Below are 19,102 nucleotides of genomic sequence, written 5' to 3' on the forward strand. Positions count from 1 at the left end.
AAAATGATAAAAGTTCATTGTTTTGTAAGCTGTGTTTGTGAGGTTATTAAGAAAACGAAAGGCGTCGATCATAGGCCCTACTATTTTGGCGTATGGGACGCAGACTTTGATGTGCTTGATAACGGAGTGCTAGCATACCACTCTGATCAAATTGATCATCATTTCTTTCAAACATGGTATGAAATGCTCTATGGAATCAAGCTTTACAAATGGTATGACGAAAAGCAATCAAAACAAGAAAATATAAACAAACTGCTAGGATTATTAGAGAATAAATCTCCACATCAACATGTGATGGTGATGCTGGATTTATCGATGCTTCCAGAGCGAGAGAATAAATTTCATCAACGTCCATTCCCTCATTATGTGATGCTAGAATCGACAGAAAATGAAGAAGAATGGTTTATGTATGACCCTGATTTTCGCTGGGAAGGGATTTTACCGAAGGAGAGAATTTTAGCTGCAATTCAAGAGCCAACTGTCGAAGGTGGTTATTACTTTGATGCAAAGACGATTATTCCTCCAACTACAGAGACGGTTGAAGCATATTTTAATACATGTATAAAGCTTCATTGTAATCCGTTGACAGATGCAATTACCGAAATTATTAAAGAGTATATCGAAGGAAAAAAAGAAAGGATGAAAAAACTTCCGACTGCATTAAAACAATTGCCGGTTATAGCGATTAGAAAGTATGCATATGAGCATGCGTTTGCATTTTTTTGGGAAGCGCTTGGCCGCGAAGAGGAAGGCTTTGACACATGGTGTGATGAAATTGAGCGTCTAGTGAATGGCTATACAACGATTCAGTATCGAGCGATGAAGCTTGCGCTAACGGAAAATTTGTTATTAGCGGAAGATATTTTTGTGAAGTTAGAAGAACAAAATCTCCTTGAGTTCAAGATTAAGCAAGGATTACAAGAATGCTTTCATGCATGGTTAACATTACAGCACAAGAAAGAGGTTATAGTATGAAACTATCTATCTGTACAATCTCGTTTCGGCACCATCTCCACTCGATTGACCAATTAGCCCAATTTGCAAAAACGCAAGGTTTTCAAGGAATCGAGCTCTGGGGTGTTCATGCAAAGAACTTGGCAGATGAACTTCATTATGGAGCAGATTGGCTAAGCTCCTACGGTTTGGAAACAAGCATGCTTAGTGATTATTTGCCATTAGAAGCACCAGTTTCTGTGATGATGGCTGAAACAGAGAGGTTATCTTCACTTGCAAGGCGTTGGGGAACAAATAAGATTCGTACATTTGTAGGAAAGAAGGGCAGCTCAGACACGAGTACAAAAGAAAGGGAAGAACTTATTTTTAGACTTAGTATGCTCTGTGATTATCTTGAGTCAAAAGGACAATATTTGCTTGTTGAAACTCATCCGAACACATTGACAGATAATCTTCCTTCAACAATGCAGTTACTCGAAGAAATGAATCACTCAAGCCTACGAGTGAATTTTGACGTTTTACATATATGGGAATCAGGGATGGACCCTATTGTCGCCATGAAGCAACTTCGTCCATATATCTCTCATTTTCACTTTAAAAATATTGCCTCACGTGCACAACTTGGTGTTTTTGCTCCAAACAATGTTTATGCTGCAGCAGGGTCTAGAGAAGGGATGGTTCCATTGTTTGAAGGTGCAGTTGATTATGGTGAATTCCTAGCAGAAGTAGATTCAAACATGGAGGTAGATGCGTCATTGGAATGGTTTGGAGCCAATGTGAAGAGTGTATTAGCAAAAGATGTTCAGGAGGTTAAGAAGGCAGTGCAGTTGGTGCAAATATAATATGAAGGGAGATAAAAAACTAGTAAGTAAACCAGCGAACATAGTTGAGATTTCTAAAAACAAAGCACAAGAAATTTTCAACCAAGTAGAGGCAGGTACATTAACGATAGAGGAAGGAATAAAACAACTTAGTGAAGCTCTTGGAATTAAGTGTTAAAAATATAGTGAGTAGTTCAGTAAGCAAACCAGCGGTATTTAAAGAGAAGGTATAAGCTATTTAACTAGCACGAATAGGTACACTCGGGAGCAATAAGCCAATTTGATGGAGATCAGAATAAGAAGTAAAAAAACAAACTTAAATAAAATACCACGCGTGTTGATTATCTAGTTTCTTCCAATAAAAATTAAATAAAAAGAGAGATTCTCATGTAAAATGTTAGTTACGACACAAACAATTACGAAATGAGGAATCTCTCTTGAACAAGAATAACACGATTTTTACGCTCATTCAAAACTTTCTTTCAGAGGCAGAATGGCAATCAATCTTAAGGAATTCGGTTATGTAGAAACAGCACGAAAATGTGCGGTTCCTATACTCATTTCTTATTTAATTGGTGCTGCAAAGAACGAGTGGAAAAGTTTACGCCACGCAGCGGATGTGGGTCCAAGTAACGGTCTTGTTTCGGTGAATCATTCATCGCTTTCTAAATATTTAAAGGCACTCGATTACGGCATCATCAAACGTATTTTTGAAGTGATTGTCAGGAAACTCAATTGTGCAGCTCGTCGTCAGTTGAAGATGCCGAAAACGTTATTAGCCGTTGATTCAACTACAATTACAGTAGGCAAAACACGTTTACCTTGGGCTGTATATCACGGCGAACATTCAGGTATCAAATTACATGTTAGTTTTACTAATGAAACTTCGATGCCCTTAAAAGTTGTAGAAACAACCGGTTTAAAACATGATGGTCCCATTGGAGAATTCCTTGAAGATAAAAGGTTTATCCTCGTTTGTGACCGTACCTACTTTTCTATTGATATTACCTGAAAGAACATCAACATTTCGTGTTGCGTTTAAAAGACAATGTGCAATTAAATCGCAAAAAATCGCTCCAAGGTAGTCGTACCAACGATTCCAATGTGACAGCTGATTTTACTTGCACGCTTGGAACATCACAAAAACAAACGAAAAAGCGCCATCGTGTCGTTCAATTCATGGATCATGAGGGCAAAGTAATACGAGTCGTGACAAGTTTAAAGGATATCATCGCTGAAGAAATTGCCAACATGTATAAGTCGCGTTGGGCGATTGAAAGCTTTTTTTCGTTGGATTAAGCAAAATTTGAACGTACCTGTACTATTCGGTACAACGAAAAATGCCGTATTCAATCAGCTATTCGCAGCCCTTATTGCCTATGTTTGTTTGAAATTTCTTCATACACAAGGAATGAAGAAGAATAATACCAAACCCTTATCATTCGTAGGTTTTACACGGATGACAATATCTTGTGGAAACCAAGCAGGAAATTCTTCGACCGGTAGCGAATTCTCTCATCAACCAAGGATTTGGGGATATCATTGAAGGATACAATAATATTCCTAAGTTCTAATAAACCTCATTATGTAAATAAATTAGGAGGTAATACGATGAGTAAATGGCTAAGAGGTTGGAGCATATTCATTTTTTCAATTGGAGGAATAGTGATATTACTAATATTCGGGACTGTCTTTTCATTATTTAATTATAAGGCATCGTTGATACCAGATGAAAAAGAGGAGGAAAAGGTAATTTCACAAGCAGAACAATATATACAAAAGAAATATCCAACTATGAAATACGAAATTTCCCATGTCCTTCATGATAGTGATGATCAATACCCTGATTTTGAATATGCTGCAATGATTTTAAATACAGAAACACAAAAAACGTTCAAGGTTTATGAAAATAAAAATACGAAACAAATAGAAGACGATATAACAATTCAAGAAGAAGCAAAATTCATAGAACAATTAAGACCAAAAGTTCATAGTTATATAACTAAAACATTTGGGGAACCGGAAAGTATTTCATTTACGCCTACATATCATACAAGAGGTACACCTACGCTTATTATTAGGTTAAATAACAAAAAAGAAGAAGTAAACGAAGAAATGTTTCAATCTTTTATTGATTATTTACAGCATGAATTGAATGTTGAACATGCATATGTAAATTTTTTGTATGATAATGAAACTGAAGGATGGAGTACGGAATTTTAAATAAAGCAAAATATAGCAGAATGAATGTGGATTATTAAAAGAAAGGAACAAAGTACAATGAATATTGAGTGCACGCGATATCGAGTGAAACAAAATAAAACAGAAAAAGTAATGAGTGGTTGGCTTTCCTGAATGAAAATATGGAAGATGTACTAGTTACCCTTGAAGGCGAGAAAATGTACGTTGAAACGATTTTTCGAGAAATTTTAGATGGAGAAGAATATTTGTATTGGTATGTTGTTCAAGGGACAGGCGGAATTGATGTCGATGAATCAGAACATTGGATTGATAAAAAACACATTGAATACTGGGATGAATGTATTGATAAAAGCTTTAAACCTGTAGCTTTACAAACTGAGGTAGTGATGATTCCTGAAAAAGTACGAAATTCTATGAAGTAAGCACTTTTTAAACAATATTGAGATGTTTAGACAACTCATATTTTTTATTCAACTCCCATAAAAGAACTTAATCATCTTTCATTTTCTGTGGTGAAGTGCTAATTTTTGCACTTCATGGATGGCTAGTGGGGCTTTACTTCAATATGGTCCACTATTTTTCACCAATCCCTAAATCTATTATAGAAACGAAGGAAGACGTAAAATCAAAAAAATGCTGGGACATAACTGACCCAAATCATAAAAAGCGTGAGAAATCAATTTTAGAGACGTTGATTTTTCACGCTTTTTAATATGAAATTTTTAAATTTTGCTTTGGAAATATACTTATGTCCTAGCGTCCTTATTTTTTTCTCAACAGTGTATCCCCAAGAGGGATTCCAATTATAACAACCAAAACCGTTAGAATTACCAGGGCTTGAAAAATAAAATACGCAACTTGATCGAACATCCTATCTCTCCTTCTTTTCTTAATAATTCCTACCTCATATTCCGTAATTATCCAACTCCTAGTGAAGAGTCAAATTAAACTAATAAAGCCCAAAATCATTTGTACTTTATTAGTTTAGTTTATTTCATTACAACGTATGTATGCAGTCGTCACTTTTTATATTTTGTGATCTTCAACAATAGCGCGCGATTGTTTAATAAGCTTCGCTGTTCTTCTTAAACTCCCATGAAAGAACTTAATCATTTTTCATTTTCTGTGGTGAAGTGCTGATTTTTGCACTTCATGGATGGCTAACGGTGCAGTTATTGAAATATCATAGGTGTATCAAGAGGGGAATAAATGTGACAAATACTCCGGTATTCCGTTTGGATTGAAGCTGAACAGTGGGAACAGTTATGGAATGAAGATGATGATAATACTGACGTTGTCGTAAGGTTTGAGGGTGGTTCCGAATGGAGGGCAACCTTCTTTATTTATCAAAACATTTTTAGCATGGCAAAGAAAAATGAGGAAACTGGAGAATGTTTAAGAGGTAGTTATTTTTGGGCAAGTGAAATGATTTTGGTGAGGAAAATTACTCGGATTGATATTGAAGTGGTTATAAAAAACTTGAGATAGTAGTAAGTTTTAATGAACCAGCTGCTAAAACTGATAAATGATGGGAATAACGTTTCCCAATAGTTTTAAGGAATTATTGCTCATACATAATGGGCAACGAAATGAATATTCAGAGCAACGATTCGAGTACGTAGGAGTCGTAGGCAATTATGATTTATAGGTTAATTGAAGAAGGAAATAATGAATGGTTAGAGAAATCAATTTTATACGAGGAGGAAAGGTTAATGAGTAAAAGTTTACAACCTTTTTCTATTGTGTTCTTGGGAATATGTATTGTTTTAAGTTCATGGTTAATTTCCCAATCTTTAATAACCAATCATATAGATATTGAAAAGACTGATAACGAACAAAATAGATATGATTTTATCACAATAGCATCCGATTACTTTATCATTTTTGATAAACAAAAAGGGGAGTATTGGATGAAAATCGGTTCTTCTGATTGGGAAAAACAGCAATCTTTTTCTAATCCAACAGAATAGCTTCTTCTGATGTTAGCTTTTTCAACTAACGAGTGCTTTACTTGAAGAACAATGAGTTGCATATGCAGCTCTTTTTTTCTTTATTGAACGGAGCAGGATAGTTGTGCGAAATGTTCCTAGCTCAAATGGAGAATGGTCACATTACTCTGGTAAAGCTAGGCAGTTCCTTCGAAGAATCAAATGAAGAGGTAACGCTCAGAAGGGTTCTCTCTTAGTCGAATAGCACTGAATTTAGTAAGAATGAAAGTGTTATAAGCTCGGCGAAAAGGCGTGAGAATTTACCGTAACAGTTCGGCTGACGAAAGCCTACCCGCGGGGGTGGTGTAAATCATGATGCTTGAGTTGAATGAATATGGTGAGAATGCGAATAAACCTAAAAGAAAGGGTTAAGCTGACGAACTTCTGAATGTACGGGTCTATAACTGCGATACAGAGGAAATTATCCTTGAAAACGAAAATGTAACGTTGATATTAGAGTAAACTTTATTAAACTCCCATGAAAGAACTTAATCATCTTTCATTTTCTGTGGTGTAACGTTGATTTTACGCGACATGGATGGCTAACGGGGTGCTTTACTTGAAGATCATTGAGCAAACTGTGCAGGTTAGTGAAATATCATAGGTGTATCAATAGTGGGAATTAATGTGACAAATATTCCGTATTCCGTTTGGATTGAAGCTGAACAGTGGGAACAGTTATGGAATGAAGATGATGATAATACTGACGTGGTCGTAAGGTTTGAGGATGGTTCCGAGTGGATGGCAACCTTCTTTACTTATCAAAATATTTTTAGCATGGCAAAGAAAAATGAGGAAACAGGAGAATGTTTAAGAGGTAGTTATTTTTGGGCAAGTGAAATGATTTTGGTGAGGAAAATCACTCGAATTGATATTGAAGTGGTTATAAAAAACTTGTTAGTTGATGGTACTTTTGAAAGTGTATTTAAGTTATGTGAAGATTAGCTTGTTGTACAAACGGTGCAGATTAGTGAAAGAAGGCGTTTCTTATAATTGATGTAAAATCAAAGTTTTTGTATGGCTTTAATTTTGTTAAGTAAGGGGAGTTATGATGTGAAGAAGCTTTGGAGTAAATTCGAGAAATGGCTGGAATTAAATTGTCAAGAGATAGTAGACAGTTTTAATGAACCAGCTGCTAAAGCTGAAATTACAAAGGCTGAACAGAAGATGGGAGTTACGTTTCCCAATAGTTTGAAGGAATTATTGCTCATACATAACGGGCAACGAAATGAATGGGGAGAGCTATATGCTTCTTATGATAAAAGGAGTATTTTGTTTGTTTTGGATCTAAGAAGGTATATAACGATGTAATTACTCCATCCTAAATAGGCACATTATTCATAGGATGGTGGTAATTTTGAAGTTCTTAAAAATAATCACTTGTTTTTTGATAGTTATTTTTTTAGTTATTGTAAATTTGATTGGTCATGAAGGAATCGCTTCAGATCGTGAAATTACGCTAAAAGAGGCCATCCAACTTGGATTAGATAGGGCGAAAAAATGGGATGAAAATGCATATTTAGTAATGTTAACAAGTGTTGATGAAGACATGGGAGGAACAAGGGGAGCAACAGGGAAACGATATAAATGGACTTTGAGTTTTGAGACTACAAGTACCGATAAACAATTATTTATATTTATTTCAAAAGGAGAAATAAGTGGAATTCATGAGGGGAAGGGACCTAGTTCTGGAGCAATAAAATTAGATGATATTAATTTTGACAGTCCTTATTTATTGAAAATCGCAAAGGAAAAATATGATTTACAAAAAGGGGTGGATTGGGCGACAGGATATCATTTTACACTTGATAGTATCGATGGTACGCCCATTCTAAAAGTGTTTGGAAATGATCGAGATAGCCGTTTTACTTCAATTTCATTCAATGCCCAAAATGGAGATGTGGTTAGTGCTAATCATAAATTACCATACGGTGGAGGATTAATATCCAAACGTATTGGCACCGAAAACCTAACAAAAAAAGGGATGGCGATTATGGGGGTTATCGCTGGAAACAACAATTTAGTGGTTTGGGGAGACAAAAAGCCAACACAATTTAGTACAACCAAGCAACCTTTTATTGAATGGAGCCATAACAATGGAGAAACATGGACAGAACTCCATGCTAATAATTATGTAACACACGCGTGGTTTGATATGAACGATCAATTATATGTAGCTACGGAAAAAGAATTATGGGCAGGTACTACATCAAAAAGTAAAGGTACGAAAATCCTTTCATTAGACCAATCAATCGAGAAAATCGATTATTCAACCAACAACCATGTAGCTGTGCTATCAAATGGAAAAGTTTATTGTACGACCAATCAAGGAGAGAGATGGGAACAAGCTATAGTACCTAAACCATTATATGTGGTTCAAATCTCGGATAATGGTGACTTGGTAGGACTCACAGAAGAAAGGAAGATTCTTCAAAAGACCAATGACGAGTGGACCGAGATAACTATGCCGAATAGTAATGATGAACCTCTAGATTTGAAAGTGATTAATAATAGACTAATTATTACGACACAAAGTGGAATTTGGATCCGAGATCTTCAAGAGGGAAATTGGAGAAAAATTAAAGTTGATGAAGAGGTAGTTAAATTCATTAAAAAAGGAAAGAAATTATTCGGATACACACATAGAGGTGAAGCTATTTATTCCATCAACACGAAAGACGAAAGAAAACCTGAAAAAGTGTTTGATGCGGTGGATTTCGTCGTTTTGGATGTCGATATCATGGGAGATACGTTATGGATTGCAACTATACCAAATTATTCGTGGGAAGAAATGGAGATACCGCAGACATGATAAAAATTTGAAGTGTATATCCATGAAAAAGATGTATTGTGAAACACTTAAGCTAACGAGGGTTTTACTTCAATAAGGAGTAGAGCATTTTTCGTTTGACTAACTGGGCAGTATAGTTCAATAAGAATAATTAAATGATATTGTTGAAGTATTAATTAAAGGGAGAAGTAAAATGTCATTTGATTTAACAATAAATTCTAAAAGAAGATATGAAAAATTTATCGAAAGAGTTTCGAAGAGTAAATTGGTTTGGGGTTTGACGAATGAAAAAGGTTGGTGTGTATGTGAATCAAATGAATATGAAGACACTGATGTAATGCCATTTTGGTCAGATGAAGCGTATGCACGCCAATGTGCGATAGAGGGTTGGTCAAATTATCATCCAACTCCCATACCATTAGAAGAATTTATGAATAGCTGGCTTTATGGAATGAATGAAGATGGTTTATTAGTAGGCGTTAACTGGAATGCAAAGTTAATTGGCTTAGAAATAGAACCTGCTGAATTATTTAGTGAAATAGAACGTAAGATCAGTTAGAAATAATTGTTCCATATGCAACAGGGTGCTTTACTTGAAGAATATTGAGCTGTTTAGACAGCTCACTTTTTCATTGTGCTAACGGTGCAAGTGACTTGAAGAAGGTAAACAGGTTTATTACGTGAAATTATGTCTTATACAAGACGGCTTTAGGGTGTGATTAAAATGGATTGTAGACTTTTGGAAATATTTGTTGGGTGGGAAGATAAGTTAGGTGATGACGAGTGGTATTTTAGTAATTCTTTCGAATCAATTTACAAAGGAATGTCTTCAGAAGAAGCCTTTAACTACATTCCGAATGTGATTGAGGTGTTATTTAAATTGGACGATGACTATTTGATATGGGAAACCCTTCACTTTTTAATGCAACTGTATAGTATTGCGGATACCACACAGATACATCCATTCCTCGAAAGAAATTGGTCTCCATTAAAACAACATCTTATGATATATGAAGAATCTTATGCTAGTCCATTTAAAGAACTAACGAGACAGCTAAGAATAAAAGAATGAGATTCCGTTCCAACCTTGTTTAACTAACGGTGCAGTATAGCTGTGCGAAATGGTCCGATAAGGAGTAGAGCCTTTTTCTATTTAAACTAAATGCGCAGTTTAAGTGAATTAGGAAAAAATTACATATATATAATAAAGCAATACATTGTTAAGATTTGATAGGGCAAGTATTCTATGAAGAATTTAGAACGAAGGCGTTTCTCAATAAATGAAGACGTTTTATTACTAACCAAACAGTTTAATAGAAGAAGGATAATTGAAATTGAAAAATAAGGGAAATGTTTTGATTTTATGTGGGGATGGGGAGAGATTCTTTCAGGTTCTATTGCAATAATTATATTGATATATGGAATCTTTTACTCGAAGGAATACCACGATAAGTATAGAAAAGGGCCGATTTCGGGAGGTGGGACTTTATTAGGTGAGCTATTTGCTGCTGTTTTACAATTTAGTCCCTACTATGTTCAGAAAGTATTCTTTATTTTATCAGGAATTTTTATATTGGTTTGTATTTATATATCGAAAATGTAAGAATAAATGATTCTGTAATTAGAAGTAAAAATGAATTATAAATAAATCTTGAGTTATTTGGAGTTAGAAAATGAAAAAAATAAAGAAAGCAACAGGACGGCTTTTTTAAAGAGATGGTAGGAGAGCTTATCAGTTCAATCTTAATTGAAGTGGCTTGGAACATTTTAATGTTTATTCCCAAAATGATTATTCGTTTAATAAAGAACATCTGGTGAATTAGTTACTGTTGGGGATTTAAGATAATAAGAAATTTGGAAATCTTCCCAAACCACACGCTTTGGGACATTTTTAAATTAACGAACGAGTGAAAAAACTATATTCCATTTAAATGATATAATGGAGAAAATAGGTGGTCTAAAGGGGAATGATTATGGAAAGTTTATATTTAATAATCGTTATACTTTTAATAGTTTTATTCTTTATTTCCTTTGCTCTTTTTATTAGACGATTAATAATAAATTCTTCAATTAAAGCTAATAATTTGAGTGATTTAGAGGAAAAGATGGATAGGCTAATTGAGCAGAACGAAAAGCTTCTTTTGTTATTAAAAAAATAGTTAAATTAGAATTAGTAAGGTGAAAAATAATTTTTTTAGTTATACAAATACATACAAAAAAACGTTCTCAAACGCAAGCTTGGTAACATTTCAAACAGCGACAAACTCTGTTAAATCAGTGTTTGTCGCTGTTTTTTATAGAAAATAACACTCTGAGACGCTGCGAAAAATAATTTTAAAGAAGACTGTTCGATCCACTTGTTCTGAATGGCGATAACATATAAAAGAATCTCAATGAAATGTACCCAAAGGACGCTTGGGATCTATCCGTACTTCAAGTGTTGCCATAGTTTAGTTAAACAGATTGAAACCGTACAATCTTTTACTTTTTCTTTATGAAAATTTGCAAATGTGGTGGAAGTTCAAATGTTTCCAGGTGCTTAAAATTTTTAAGCTTACTTTCATTTGGAGCTATTGAAAATGTTAGTTGGTCTCTACCTACTGGGTTATGTGCACCCAAAACTGGAGTGACTTCGAGGGTTACTGAAAACTGAAAAGCGTCATCAATTCTTTCCATATTTAAAATTTTTATTTGATACGGATACACCAAAGGACTTTCCGTAAGATAATCGGAATAGTAATTAGAAACTGCTTCTTGGATGTTTGGTAATAGTAGTGAAAAAAACATGTCCATTATGTGTTCTTCTTTAGATTCTTTAACAGGCTGATAATAATCTGATTCAGCATAAGTTAATGTTGTAGATATTAGAAATAGCAGTAAAAAAGAAGGAGTTATAATTTTTTTCTTCACTTTTCCACTTCCTTTTTAATGTTTATTTTGTACGTAAAAGATTTACTTATGTCAGTCAAATATTTCATTACAACATGTATTAATTAAAATCAAAGTTTGTATAATTAATACAGCTTATAATAAAATAACGTTCCCAAATGCAAGTTTTGGGACGAAACAAAACACTTAAAACGTTGTCATACCAATGTATTAAGTGTTTTTCTGTATTTCATTCTTATATACCTTTTTATGCACTATCGTTTGAACTTAGATACAACAAAGCTTTCAATGCTGTTCAAAAGAAATTGCACTGAATCAGATTTTTAATAAAAACTTGCCTATACAGCGGATTCCTTGACGTTATAGAACAACCTTTTCTTTTAACATAGCCTTTTTCTTTATTCAACTCCCATGAAAGAACTTAATCATCTTTCATTTTTTGTGGTGAAGTGCTGATTTTGGTACTTCATGGATGGCTAACGGGGTCAATAGCGCTGTAATTGGGTAGTTTTTTTCTTGTGAAGCTATCGCCGCAGGTTAATGAAACAGGAAATAATGATCTTTATAAATTTATACCTTGTATTATAGAGTACCATGTATTATATTTTGTATATAGGGAGGTGCAAATTTTGGAAATTAACAAAGAGGTTCTTAAAGGGCATATAGATACTCTGATTTTATCCCTATTACACAAAAAAGATATGTATGGGTATGAGCTGGCTAAGTTTGTTAGAGATAGAAGTGAGGAACAGTTCGAAATAAAAGAAGGTACACTCTATCTCTCTTTGAAAAGATTAGAAAAAAACGCTTGGGTTGAATCATACTGGGGAGATGAACAAGGACCAGGGGGAAGAAGAAAATATTATAAACTTACCCCACTTGGAAAAGAGTGTTTCGAAGAAAAGCGTTCAGAGTGGCGTTTTGTAAAAAAAATAATGGATTCTTTTTTAGAGGGGGAGTAGAAATTGAAACAAATTGATGCTTTTATAGATTCCGTTTATCAAAAATTCGATGGCAATAAAGACGAGATAAAAGAATTAAAAGTAGAAATGAAGAACCATTTAATTGAAGCTGTACACGAATTAAAATTAGAAGGTAAGTCAGAAACGGAAGCAGTTAGGATTGCAATTGAACGTTTCGGTGGAGAAAAAGAAATCCGTACAGTGATTGGTCAATTATTTGTCATGCAAAAGCAATTTACAAGGTGGCTCCTTTATTTTGCAATATTTTTTCTTGCTTTGAGCCTTCTTACTTTTGGTATCATTATGTCAATTGAAAAAAGCAATCAGAATGAACGGCATAAAATAAATAATGATATATCTATAATTTTAAGCGATGTTAGTAGTGTCATTTCAAAGGATAAGCAAGATAAAATTCAGTCTTTAATTCAAAGCACGAATCAGGTTTCAAAAGTTGAGGTTTTCAATATAAAAAATAAAATAGACATATTTAATTATATTGATACAGCTAAACCTGAGTTTCAGTACGAAAGGGAAATATGGGCACCCGAAATTAGATTTATTGACCTATACCGAGAAGGTAATGGGGATGATAAGTGGTTTATCTATATTACTTATAGGAGTATTGATAATTTAGCTGTTTTATCACTATTATTGGGTATCGCTTTCTCTCTTCCTTTATTTTCAATATGGGGAATTATAAAGGTTTATCAAAAAAGGAGCTTAATATTTAAATCTTTAAAGTCCTTGTAGAACTCCCATGAAAGAACTTAATCATCTTTCATTTTCTGTGATGTAGCGCTGGTTTTTGCGCTACACTGATGGCTAACGGGGTGCTTTACTTGAAGATCAGTGAGCTGTTTAGACAGCTCACTTTTCTCATTGTGCTAACGGCGCAAGTTAGTTCAATAAGAGTAGAGTATTTTTATGTCACATTTGACACAAAAAGCGTAAAAAAGAGCATCTAAATTCGATGCTCTAATAAAACCAGCACATTTATTTAATATTCGTATCTCGGAACAACAGACAAATTAAGAGTTGACCTATAAATTAGGAACAACTCTATTTTTTACGAAAAAAAGAACATACCATATGATAACGCAAGTATTGAGTCTTTTCATGCGACATAAAAAAAGAGTTTTCTTCTGGGGAATTGGTGTTCGTCCGATATTTTTCCAAGCATTTACTGCTCCTGAAAAATAATATGTAACTGGTAAAAAAGTAATTGTACTTAGAAGCATGTAAACCCAAGAGCGCTTAACTATTGCAAATATTAAAATTAGAATTGAGTCAAAAAATGAAGCACTTCAAAAGTAATAGCATTCCTTCCATCACGTTTCCTCCTGAAAAGACCCGAATCTCATTAATTAAGTGAGTTCCAGTCTTTTTTGTAGCTTTGAAACTAAGCCGTACTTCAGTAAATCGAATTTTTTATTCTATATTCAAATCGAAAACATAAGTTGATTTTCCTTCATTCCATTTTGCAACAACTTCGTAAATATAATATCCTTTTTCCGTTGGAAGGGTTATTTCGTTATTTTGAATTTCAAAATTATCAATTGTACCATTTTCATTCTCCTGATATACAATTATTGAAGATGGGTTTTGATCAATTTCAATTTTTATTTTGTCTCCTTTTTCAACAGTTAATGTTTCAAATTCTTCTGCTAAGCCATATGTATCGGATGGACTAATTTTTCGAGCTTCAAAGTCATCATCTTTCCATTCGAATTCGCCAATCATCATCGGGTAACCTTCATGATCTACAATAACTTTTCCCTCTGGTTGTCCAACAGAATCGGACTGTGATGAAGGTATTCCGTTACAACCAGCTATAATCATCACAATGAACATTAAATATAACAAATTTTTCATTGAATATCCTCCTCTTAATATCAATTATTTTATAATAAATACTTATTTTAACATATTTTTATTATTTTATACAAAGGCATTCAATATTACCATAATTAGTGTTGTGGTTAATCTACAACCAAGGAGTAACCTAAAGACATAAGCAGGAGCAAAGACATCTGGATACTGTTCTTTTTAGAAATGCCTGACGCATCTGTAAATAGTAGAAAAAAGTTATTGTTTAATGAGATAGAAGGATTAAATTATCTAACTTTTGATGGAAATATTCTTCGTCCCTATCCTGATATAGATATTAATTACCATTCGGATGTTAGTCCTGATAGGCAAGTTTATTTCATTGCGCTACATGGATGGCTAACAGGGCAGTTTTGTTCAAAAAATGATATTTGAAGTTGTTACACAATGATTGGTGAAGAAGGACGCTTAGGTTTTATCTACGATGATGCACCGAAGTTGTTAGATTTTATCCTGATAAAGTCCAAAAGTACATGTGGCATTTTTGGGGAAATGAAGATGAGTTGATTGGTCACTATGAAGTTTTAGAAACTCATGAAAACAGTAATGAGGAAATAATAATTGTACCAAAAGGAGAAATTTCTTTACTTAGCCCTAATAATGGTGCAGATAATCACTATCCAACAAATATGACACTCCCTAAAAGTGGAATGAGGAAGTTAGATGCTTATATTGGAGATAGACTATTTGGAAGTGTTTATATAAAAGTTCATAAGGAATAAATGACTTATTGAACTCCCATGAAAGAACTTAATCATCTTTCATTTTTCTATGGTGTAGCGCTGATTTTTGCGCTACATGGATGGCTAAAGGGGCAGTTTAGTTCAATAAAATAAGTAGAATGTTATATTTTGTTAAATGATATAATGTATGTATTACCTTAGGGGGGATTGTTTACACGTGGATTTTTAAAACAGTAAGTGACCAAGTTCAAAAATAGACAACAAAAAAGTAGCATAAAAGCTATTCTTATTAAGCTAACGGAGTGCTTTAGCAGAACAAGGTGCTGCCTTTAGGGTAGCCTTTTCTTATTGAACTAAAGCTGCAGTTTAGTGGAAGAAAAATAATTGTATAGGGGGAGAGAATTTGAAGAAGAAACATTGGGTTCCTATTCTAATTTTAGCATTAATATTTGGTGGTGTTTATACCTTTGTACTATTTAATCCACCTTTGGAAATAGGTACGCTTGGTACTGCTGTTGGTAATAAATCAGTTGTTATTGGAATTGGTAATAAAGGCTTTCGTGAAGTGAAACTATTAGAAGTATCAGTAAATAATAATGAAAAGCCATCAAAAACAAAAGTACAAGTTAGTAATGCTTTACAAGGTTTCATCATAACGGATGATTATAATAATAATAATGAGTCAAAAAAATATGGTTTTAAGGATATAGAGGATGTATCAATTAAGCCAGACACATCTCCTTCTGCTACCTATAAAAAATTAGATGATGGCACTGCTTCTAAGAAGGATGAAATCTATGGGATTAGTGTTTTTCATAGTGAAGAAATCAATCAAGTTATTATAAAATATAGCTATTTTGGGATTTCATTTAATAAAACTGTGTTGTTAAACTAACGGATACTTACTTGAAGATCATTGAGTTGCATATGCAGCTCTTTTTTTATTGAACTAACGTTGCAGGTTAGTTCAATAAGAATTCAAGTTAATCATAGCCTTTAGAAGAGAATTGTTGGGATATTATGCTAAACTGAAGAAAATGATTTAAGGGCTGATTCAATTAATGGATATTAGAAAACCTAACGATTTTGAACTTAAAGAGGTATTATCGCTTTCTCCAAAAGCTGTTTTTGATGGCACTTTAGGTGAAGTAGAACCTACGAAAGAAAAAATTGACCAACTTGTTAAACCACTATTGGAAAAGGGAAGCTATTATTTAATAGCAACTGAAAACGATAAATTAATGGGCTGGATTCTTATAGGGACAAGCAAAGACCAATTTACTGATATGATGAATGGATTTATTTACGAACTATTTGTTATAGAAGAATATAGAGGGAATGGGATTTCCAAACTGTTAATGATAGCTGGTATTGACCATCTAAAACAAGATGGATACTCAGAAATCCGTCTAAGTGCATTTGTTGGGAATCAAGCAATTAAACTGTATGAAAAATTGGGATTTAACATCAGGACAGTTACTATGAGTTTGAGGTTATCATAAACTTTCACTAACGAAGTGCTTTAGGTTAATAAAAAGTATGAGGTATCCATCGCGAACTGAACCCTGAATAGTGGACACTATAAAAAAAGTGCCTCTGTTTGGGGTTTTGTGTTTTTTAAAACTATTATATTTTTTTTGAAGTATAATAAATAGAAAATATTGTAACAAAGGGGAATGGATGAAGGTGAGAAAACATTTATATGTAGGGATTTTATTAACAATGTTCGTTTTAACGGGGTGCAATGAAAAGGTAGAAACGGAGGAACAGGTTAAGAAAGAGGAGGCAAAGATTTCACCTGTCAATCAAGCAACAGAAGATAAGACTGTATCTGATACGAATGAAGAAAAACCAAAAACTCCTTTAAAATTAACTCAAGAGCAAAAGCAAGAATATCATAAGCAATATGTAAAAATCGCAGAAAAAGTGAATCAACAGAAGTTAGGAATGCAGCTGGGAGTATCCGCAATAGATGAATTTAAAGCAGAAGATTGGGTAGATCCGAAAGTGTTTGAAGAAAGGGTTCAGGAACACGTAGATGGGTTTTTGGAAGAGGAACGGAAAGCGTTAGCTACTATTCCAACGAATAAAAATCAAGATGCTACCGAAGTAAGCGATGGTTGGGCATTAGATAAATATATTTATGTTGCAGGTATAGTAACTCAAATTGAGGTTATAGGAGATTTTGAAACGCAATACAGCGAATCTAGAAAAGGCCAAGTATTTGCAGGAATAAACAAGATATCAACGCAAGTAGCAAAAGGTTCTAAAGGTACGTGGGAGCAAACGTCTTACAAAGCCTCTTTGATAGATGGTGGCCAAACGTATAGCATTCGTATTGAAGGTATTTATCATTATAATAATTTATCAATTGATAAAGTTTTTACTATAGAATTTAACTGTGATAAATTCGGAAATATACATTAATATATATAGAAACATTTTTTGTGAAGATCAAGCAGCACGACCAGTCGCACGCATAGAGGATATACCTCCTAGTGCAAAATTTAACGATTTGGACTATAAATCAATAAAAGATTTTATGTTTTGAGATGAAAAAGAAGTATTTGTACATGCGACAATGAGCTGAAGGAATATAGTTAGTCATAGATCATTTCCTTACTTGAATTTGCGCATTAGAAGCATACGAACAACTAAAAATATATGGCATCTGTCCGTTTTTCCTGTATAAAGGAAAGCGGATTTTTTAATCTATAAAAATATTTTGTTTAAGCTTTTTTTGTCCTATTTATTGTTTTGATTAGTTTGAATACGTATATATTTTTTTGGTAAGAATGGCAATAAGTATTTTAAGCCGGGAGGGAATGTATTGTTAGAGTTACAAACGGAGCTTGAAGGAAAGAGGACTACTTTTGGTTATATTAATTACCGAATTAAAGAACTAGGATATACATTGGGAGGAAATTGGGATTATGATCGGGGATGCTTTGATTCCATTTTGTGGAGAGAAGGAGGAGAAACCATCTACTTAAGAGTTCCATTTTCAGTTTTGGAAGGAGAGCTCGACCAATACGATGCATCTATTATTTTCCAGAAACCTTACGTTATAAAGCATGTCGTAAATATTGGTTTAGACAAGGATAAAAATTCTTTATTGAGTGCCACGGGAATTAGCCAATTTCAAGATCCTCTTGATAAAGACGGTTATATTAGGAATAAAAATGAATGGGCACATGCGGGAGAACAAGCTATAAAAAAGATTATTAGCTGTATGTTTTGAGGTCTATTTTAAAAAACAGAAGTATTAACAATATAAAATTACGGCAATAACAAAAGTTGGAAAAGGATATTAATGGATATAAGGATAGCTGAAAATAAAAAAATGAATGCAGAGGCAGGGACGTAACTAATTTGTCCATGATGAAAGCCGAAAAATTTTAAATTTACAAAGCAATATAAAAAAACGAATTAATACGAAATACAAAATGAGCGTTTTGTAATATAGTTCGTTTTTTAATTGGCTAAAATCCTTTTATTCCAGCCTCAATTTTTATTTTAATAGTCTAGTAAACATTCCTATCATCAGATCATTCGATGGTGTATCCCCAGTGCACCTTGGGTTTACATCTGTAGGAGAAGGGAATGTAGCTTGGATCTACCGTCCAGATTTAGGTGAAGCTACTGCCAATGTGTTAGCAGGTGAAGCTTAACACAACAACAATTCGTTGATGCAGTTATTGAGGTTACAGGAAAAGTTCTGAAGAACACGCAAAAATGCTAAAAGTGGCCGGCGCGCCAGAAGAATTTGTATCAATGCTAGTCATGATACAAAAAGAAATCCGTGAAGGTGGACTAGAAGCATCACATTCTGATCTACAAATGCTACTAGGTCGCAAGCCAACAACTAGAATACTGTGGCTTTTTTTAACTTGTAATAATCGAAACGAATAGTTCCCTTATTCAA

General features: G+C 33.7%; 23 protein-coding genes and 1 pseudogene. 22 read left to right on the forward strand and 2 right to left on the reverse strand.

Translation table 11 applies throughout. The annotated features are described in order from the left end of the window. Positions 1-3 precede the first annotated feature (3 nt). The 14 genes and pseudogenes from BFJ97_RS19360 to BFJ97_RS19425 all read left to right on the forward strand — a co-directional run bounded on the left by BFJ97_RS19360 (position 4) and on the right by BFJ97_RS19425 (position 10,915). Positions 4-975, forward strand: coding sequence for a DUF6005 family protein (locus tag BFJ97_RS19360; protein WP_068986287.1), 972 nt, complete (start codon positions 4-6; stop codon positions 973-975). Next, positions 972-1,796, forward strand: coding sequence for a sugar phosphate isomerase/epimerase family protein (locus BFJ97_RS19365; protein WP_068986288.1), 825 nt, complete (start codon positions 972-974; stop codon positions 1,794-1,796). The genes BFJ97_RS19360 and BFJ97_RS19365 overlap by 4 nt, the downstream gene beginning before the upstream one ends. A gap of 1 nt (position 1,797) precedes the next feature. After that, positions 1,798-1,953, forward strand: a complete 156-nt coding sequence (locus BFJ97_RS24885) for a hypothetical protein (protein ID WP_175401812.1) — start codon at positions 1,798-1,800, stop codon at positions 1,951-1,953. Positions 1,954-2,268: 315 nt separating this feature from the next. Beyond that, complete coding sequence (locus BFJ97_RS25305; protein ID WP_254660209.1) at positions 2,269-2,787, forward strand: transposase; 519 nt, start codon at positions 2,269-2,271, stop codon at positions 2,785-2,787. 17 nt (positions 2,788-2,804) lie between these two features. Next, positions 2,805-3,074, forward strand: a complete 270-nt coding sequence (locus BFJ97_RS25310) for a transposase (RefSeq protein WP_254660210.1) — start codon at positions 2,805-2,807, stop codon at positions 3,072-3,074. Positions 3,075-3,386: 312 nt separating this feature from the next. Further along, on the forward strand, positions 3,387-3,998 hold the full coding sequence (locus tag BFJ97_RS19375; RefSeq protein ID WP_068986289.1) for a hypothetical protein: 612 nt from the start codon (positions 3,387-3,389) through the stop codon (positions 3,996-3,998). 57 nt (positions 3,999-4,055) lie between these two features. Then, a pseudogene (locus tag BFJ97_RS19380) lies at positions 4,056-4,399 on the forward strand (DUF6176 family protein). A 1,290-nt stretch (positions 4,400-5,689) separates the two neighbouring features. Then, positions 5,690-5,947, forward strand: a complete 258-nt coding sequence (locus BFJ97_RS19390) for a hypothetical protein (protein WP_068986329.1) — start codon at positions 5,690-5,692, stop codon at positions 5,945-5,947. 633 nt (positions 5,948-6,580) lie between these two features. Continuing rightward, the gene (locus tag BFJ97_RS19395) at positions 6,581-6,910 is read left to right on the forward strand and encodes a hypothetical protein (protein ID WP_254660211.1); all 330 of its coding nucleotides are present in this window, start codon (positions 6,581-6,583) and stop codon (positions 6,908-6,910) included. A 108-nt stretch (positions 6,911-7,018) separates the two neighbouring features. Beyond that, positions 7,019-7,276 carry an SMI1/KNR4 family protein gene (locus BFJ97_RS19400; protein ID WP_068986291.1) on the forward strand — a complete coding sequence of 86 codons (258 nt, stop codon included), beginning with the start codon at positions 7,019-7,021 and terminating at the stop codon, positions 7,274-7,276. A 46-nt stretch (positions 7,277-7,322) separates the two neighbouring features. Then, positions 7,323-8,777 (forward strand): hypothetical protein, encoded by a 1,455-nt coding sequence (locus BFJ97_RS19405; protein ID WP_068986292.1) that lies wholly within the window; start codon positions 7,323-7,325, stop codon positions 8,775-8,777. Between the two features lie 172 nt (positions 8,778-8,949). Beyond that, a complete protein-coding gene (locus tag BFJ97_RS19410) occupies positions 8,950-9,315 on the forward strand; it encodes a DUF2750 domain-containing protein (protein ID WP_068986293.1) in 366 nt (121 codons plus the stop codon). Between the two features lie 165 nt (positions 9,316-9,480). Next, on the forward strand, positions 9,481-9,828 hold the full coding sequence (locus BFJ97_RS19415; RefSeq protein ID WP_254660212.1) for an ABC transporter: 348 nt from the start codon (positions 9,481-9,483) through the stop codon (positions 9,826-9,828). Between the two features lie 901 nt (positions 9,829-10,729). Next, a complete protein-coding gene (locus BFJ97_RS19425) occupies positions 10,730-10,915 on the forward strand; it encodes a DUF4083 family protein (protein ID WP_068986296.1) in 186 nt (61 codons plus the stop codon). A gap of 322 nt (positions 10,916-11,237) precedes the next feature. Here BFJ97_RS19425 and BFJ97_RS19430 read toward each other — a convergent pair whose 3' ends face one another. Next, positions 11,238-11,666, reverse strand: coding sequence for a DUF3888 domain-containing protein (locus BFJ97_RS19430; protein ID WP_068986297.1), 429 nt, complete (start codon positions 11,664-11,666; stop codon positions 11,238-11,240). 608 nt (positions 11,667-12,274) lie between these two features. On the opposite strand from BFJ97_RS19430, the gene BFJ97_RS19435 reads away from it, so the two are divergent. After that, complete coding sequence (locus BFJ97_RS19435; RefSeq protein ID WP_068986298.1) at positions 12,275-12,607, forward strand: PadR family transcriptional regulator; 333 nt, start codon at positions 12,275-12,277, stop codon at positions 12,605-12,607. 3 nt (positions 12,608-12,610) lie between these two features. After that, positions 12,611-13,357, forward strand: a complete 747-nt coding sequence (locus BFJ97_RS25010) for a permease prefix domain 1-containing protein (protein ID WP_217492403.1) — start codon at positions 12,611-12,613, stop codon at positions 13,355-13,357. A 678-nt stretch (positions 13,358-14,035) separates the two neighbouring features. Here BFJ97_RS25010 and BFJ97_RS19445 read toward each other — a convergent pair. Beyond that, positions 14,036-14,479, reverse strand: coding sequence for a hypothetical protein (locus BFJ97_RS19445; RefSeq protein WP_068986299.1), 444 nt, complete (start codon positions 14,477-14,479; stop codon positions 14,036-14,038). Positions 14,480-14,967: 488 nt separating this feature from the next. On the opposite strand from BFJ97_RS19445, the gene BFJ97_RS23855 reads away from it, so the two are divergent. The 6 genes from BFJ97_RS23855 (at position 14,968) to BFJ97_RS24890 (ending at position 19,089) form a co-directional block, all read left to right on the forward strand. After that, positions 14,968-15,216 carry a hypothetical protein gene (locus tag BFJ97_RS23855; RefSeq protein ID WP_175401813.1) on the forward strand — a complete coding sequence of 83 codons (249 nt, stop codon included), beginning with the start codon at positions 14,968-14,970 and terminating at the stop codon, positions 15,214-15,216. 364 nt (positions 15,217-15,580) lie between these two features. After that, positions 15,581-16,072 (forward strand): hypothetical protein, encoded by a 492-nt coding sequence (locus tag BFJ97_RS19460; RefSeq protein WP_068986302.1) that lies wholly within the window; start codon positions 15,581-15,583, stop codon positions 16,070-16,072. 166 nt (positions 16,073-16,238) lie between these two features. Continuing rightward, entirely contained in the window at positions 16,239-16,679 is a 441-nt protein-coding gene (locus BFJ97_RS19465) for a GNAT family N-acetyltransferase (protein ID WP_068986303.1), read from the forward strand. A gap of 184 nt (positions 16,680-16,863) precedes the next feature. After that, positions 16,864-17,604: a hypothetical protein gene (locus BFJ97_RS19470; protein WP_139114489.1), complete on the forward strand. Its 741-nt coding sequence runs from the start codon at positions 16,864-16,866 to the stop codon at positions 17,602-17,604. A gap of 403 nt (positions 17,605-18,007) precedes the next feature. Then, entirely contained in the window at positions 18,008-18,418 is a 411-nt protein-coding gene (locus BFJ97_RS19475) for a YugN family protein (RefSeq protein WP_068986305.1), read from the forward strand. 494 nt (positions 18,419-18,912) lie between these two features. Continuing rightward, positions 18,913-19,089 carry a hypothetical protein gene (locus BFJ97_RS24890; protein WP_175401814.1) on the forward strand — a complete coding sequence of 59 codons (177 nt, stop codon included), beginning with the start codon at positions 18,913-18,915 and terminating at the stop codon, positions 19,087-19,089. Positions 19,090-19,102: the final 13 nt, after the last annotated feature.

This window comes from Lysinibacillus xylanilyticus, from assembly GCF_001708185.1.
Classification (GTDB): Bacteria; Bacillota; Bacilli; order Bacillales_A; family Planococcaceae; genus Lysinibacillus; species Lysinibacillus xylanilyticus_A.

Bases quoted from the DNA above. Each gene is read 5' to 3' on its own strand.
- BFJ97_RS19360 (WP_068986287.1), top strand. From the start codon at position 4: ATGATAAAAGTTCATTGTTTTGTAAGCTGTGTTTGTGAGGTTATTAAG.
- BFJ97_RS19365 (WP_068986288.1), top strand. From the start codon at position 972: ATGAAACTATCTATCTGTACAATCTCGTTTCGGCACCATCTCCACTCG.
- BFJ97_RS24885 (WP_175401812.1), top strand. From the start codon at position 1,798: ATGAAGGGAGATAAAAAACTAGTAAGTAAACCAGCGAACATAGTTGAG.
- BFJ97_RS25305 (WP_254660209.1), top strand. From the start codon at position 2,269: ATGGCAATCAATCTTAAGGAATTCGGTTATGTAGAAACAGCACGAAAA.
- BFJ97_RS19375 (WP_068986289.1), top strand. From the start codon at position 3,387: ATGAGTAAATGGCTAAGAGGTTGGAGCATATTCATTTTTTCAATTGGA.
- BFJ97_RS19390 (WP_068986329.1), top strand. From the start codon at position 5,690: ATGAGTAAAAGTTTACAACCTTTTTCTATTGTGTTCTTGGGAATATGT.
- BFJ97_RS19410 (WP_068986293.1), top strand. From the start codon at position 8,950: ATGTCATTTGATTTAACAATAAATTCTAAAAGAAGATATGAAAAATTT.
- BFJ97_RS19415 (WP_254660212.1), top strand. From the start codon at position 9,481: ATGGATTGTAGACTTTTGGAAATATTTGTTGGGTGGGAAGATAAGTTA.
- BFJ97_RS19425 (WP_068986296.1), top strand. From the start codon at position 10,730: ATGGAAAGTTTATATTTAATAATCGTTATACTTTTAATAGTTTTATTC.
- BFJ97_RS19445 (WP_068986299.1), bottom strand. From the start codon at position 14,479: ATGAAAAATTTGTTATATTTAATGTTCATTGTGATGATTATAGCTGGT.
- BFJ97_RS23855 (WP_175401813.1), top strand. From the start codon at position 14,968: ATGTGGCATTTTTGGGGAAATGAAGATGAGTTGATTGGTCACTATGAA.
- BFJ97_RS19465 (WP_068986303.1), top strand. From the start codon at position 16,239: ATGGATATTAGAAAACCTAACGATTTTGAACTTAAAGAGGTATTATCG.
- BFJ97_RS24890 (WP_175401814.1), top strand. From the start codon at position 18,913: ATGCTAAAAGTGGCCGGCGCGCCAGAAGAATTTGTATCAATGCTAGTC.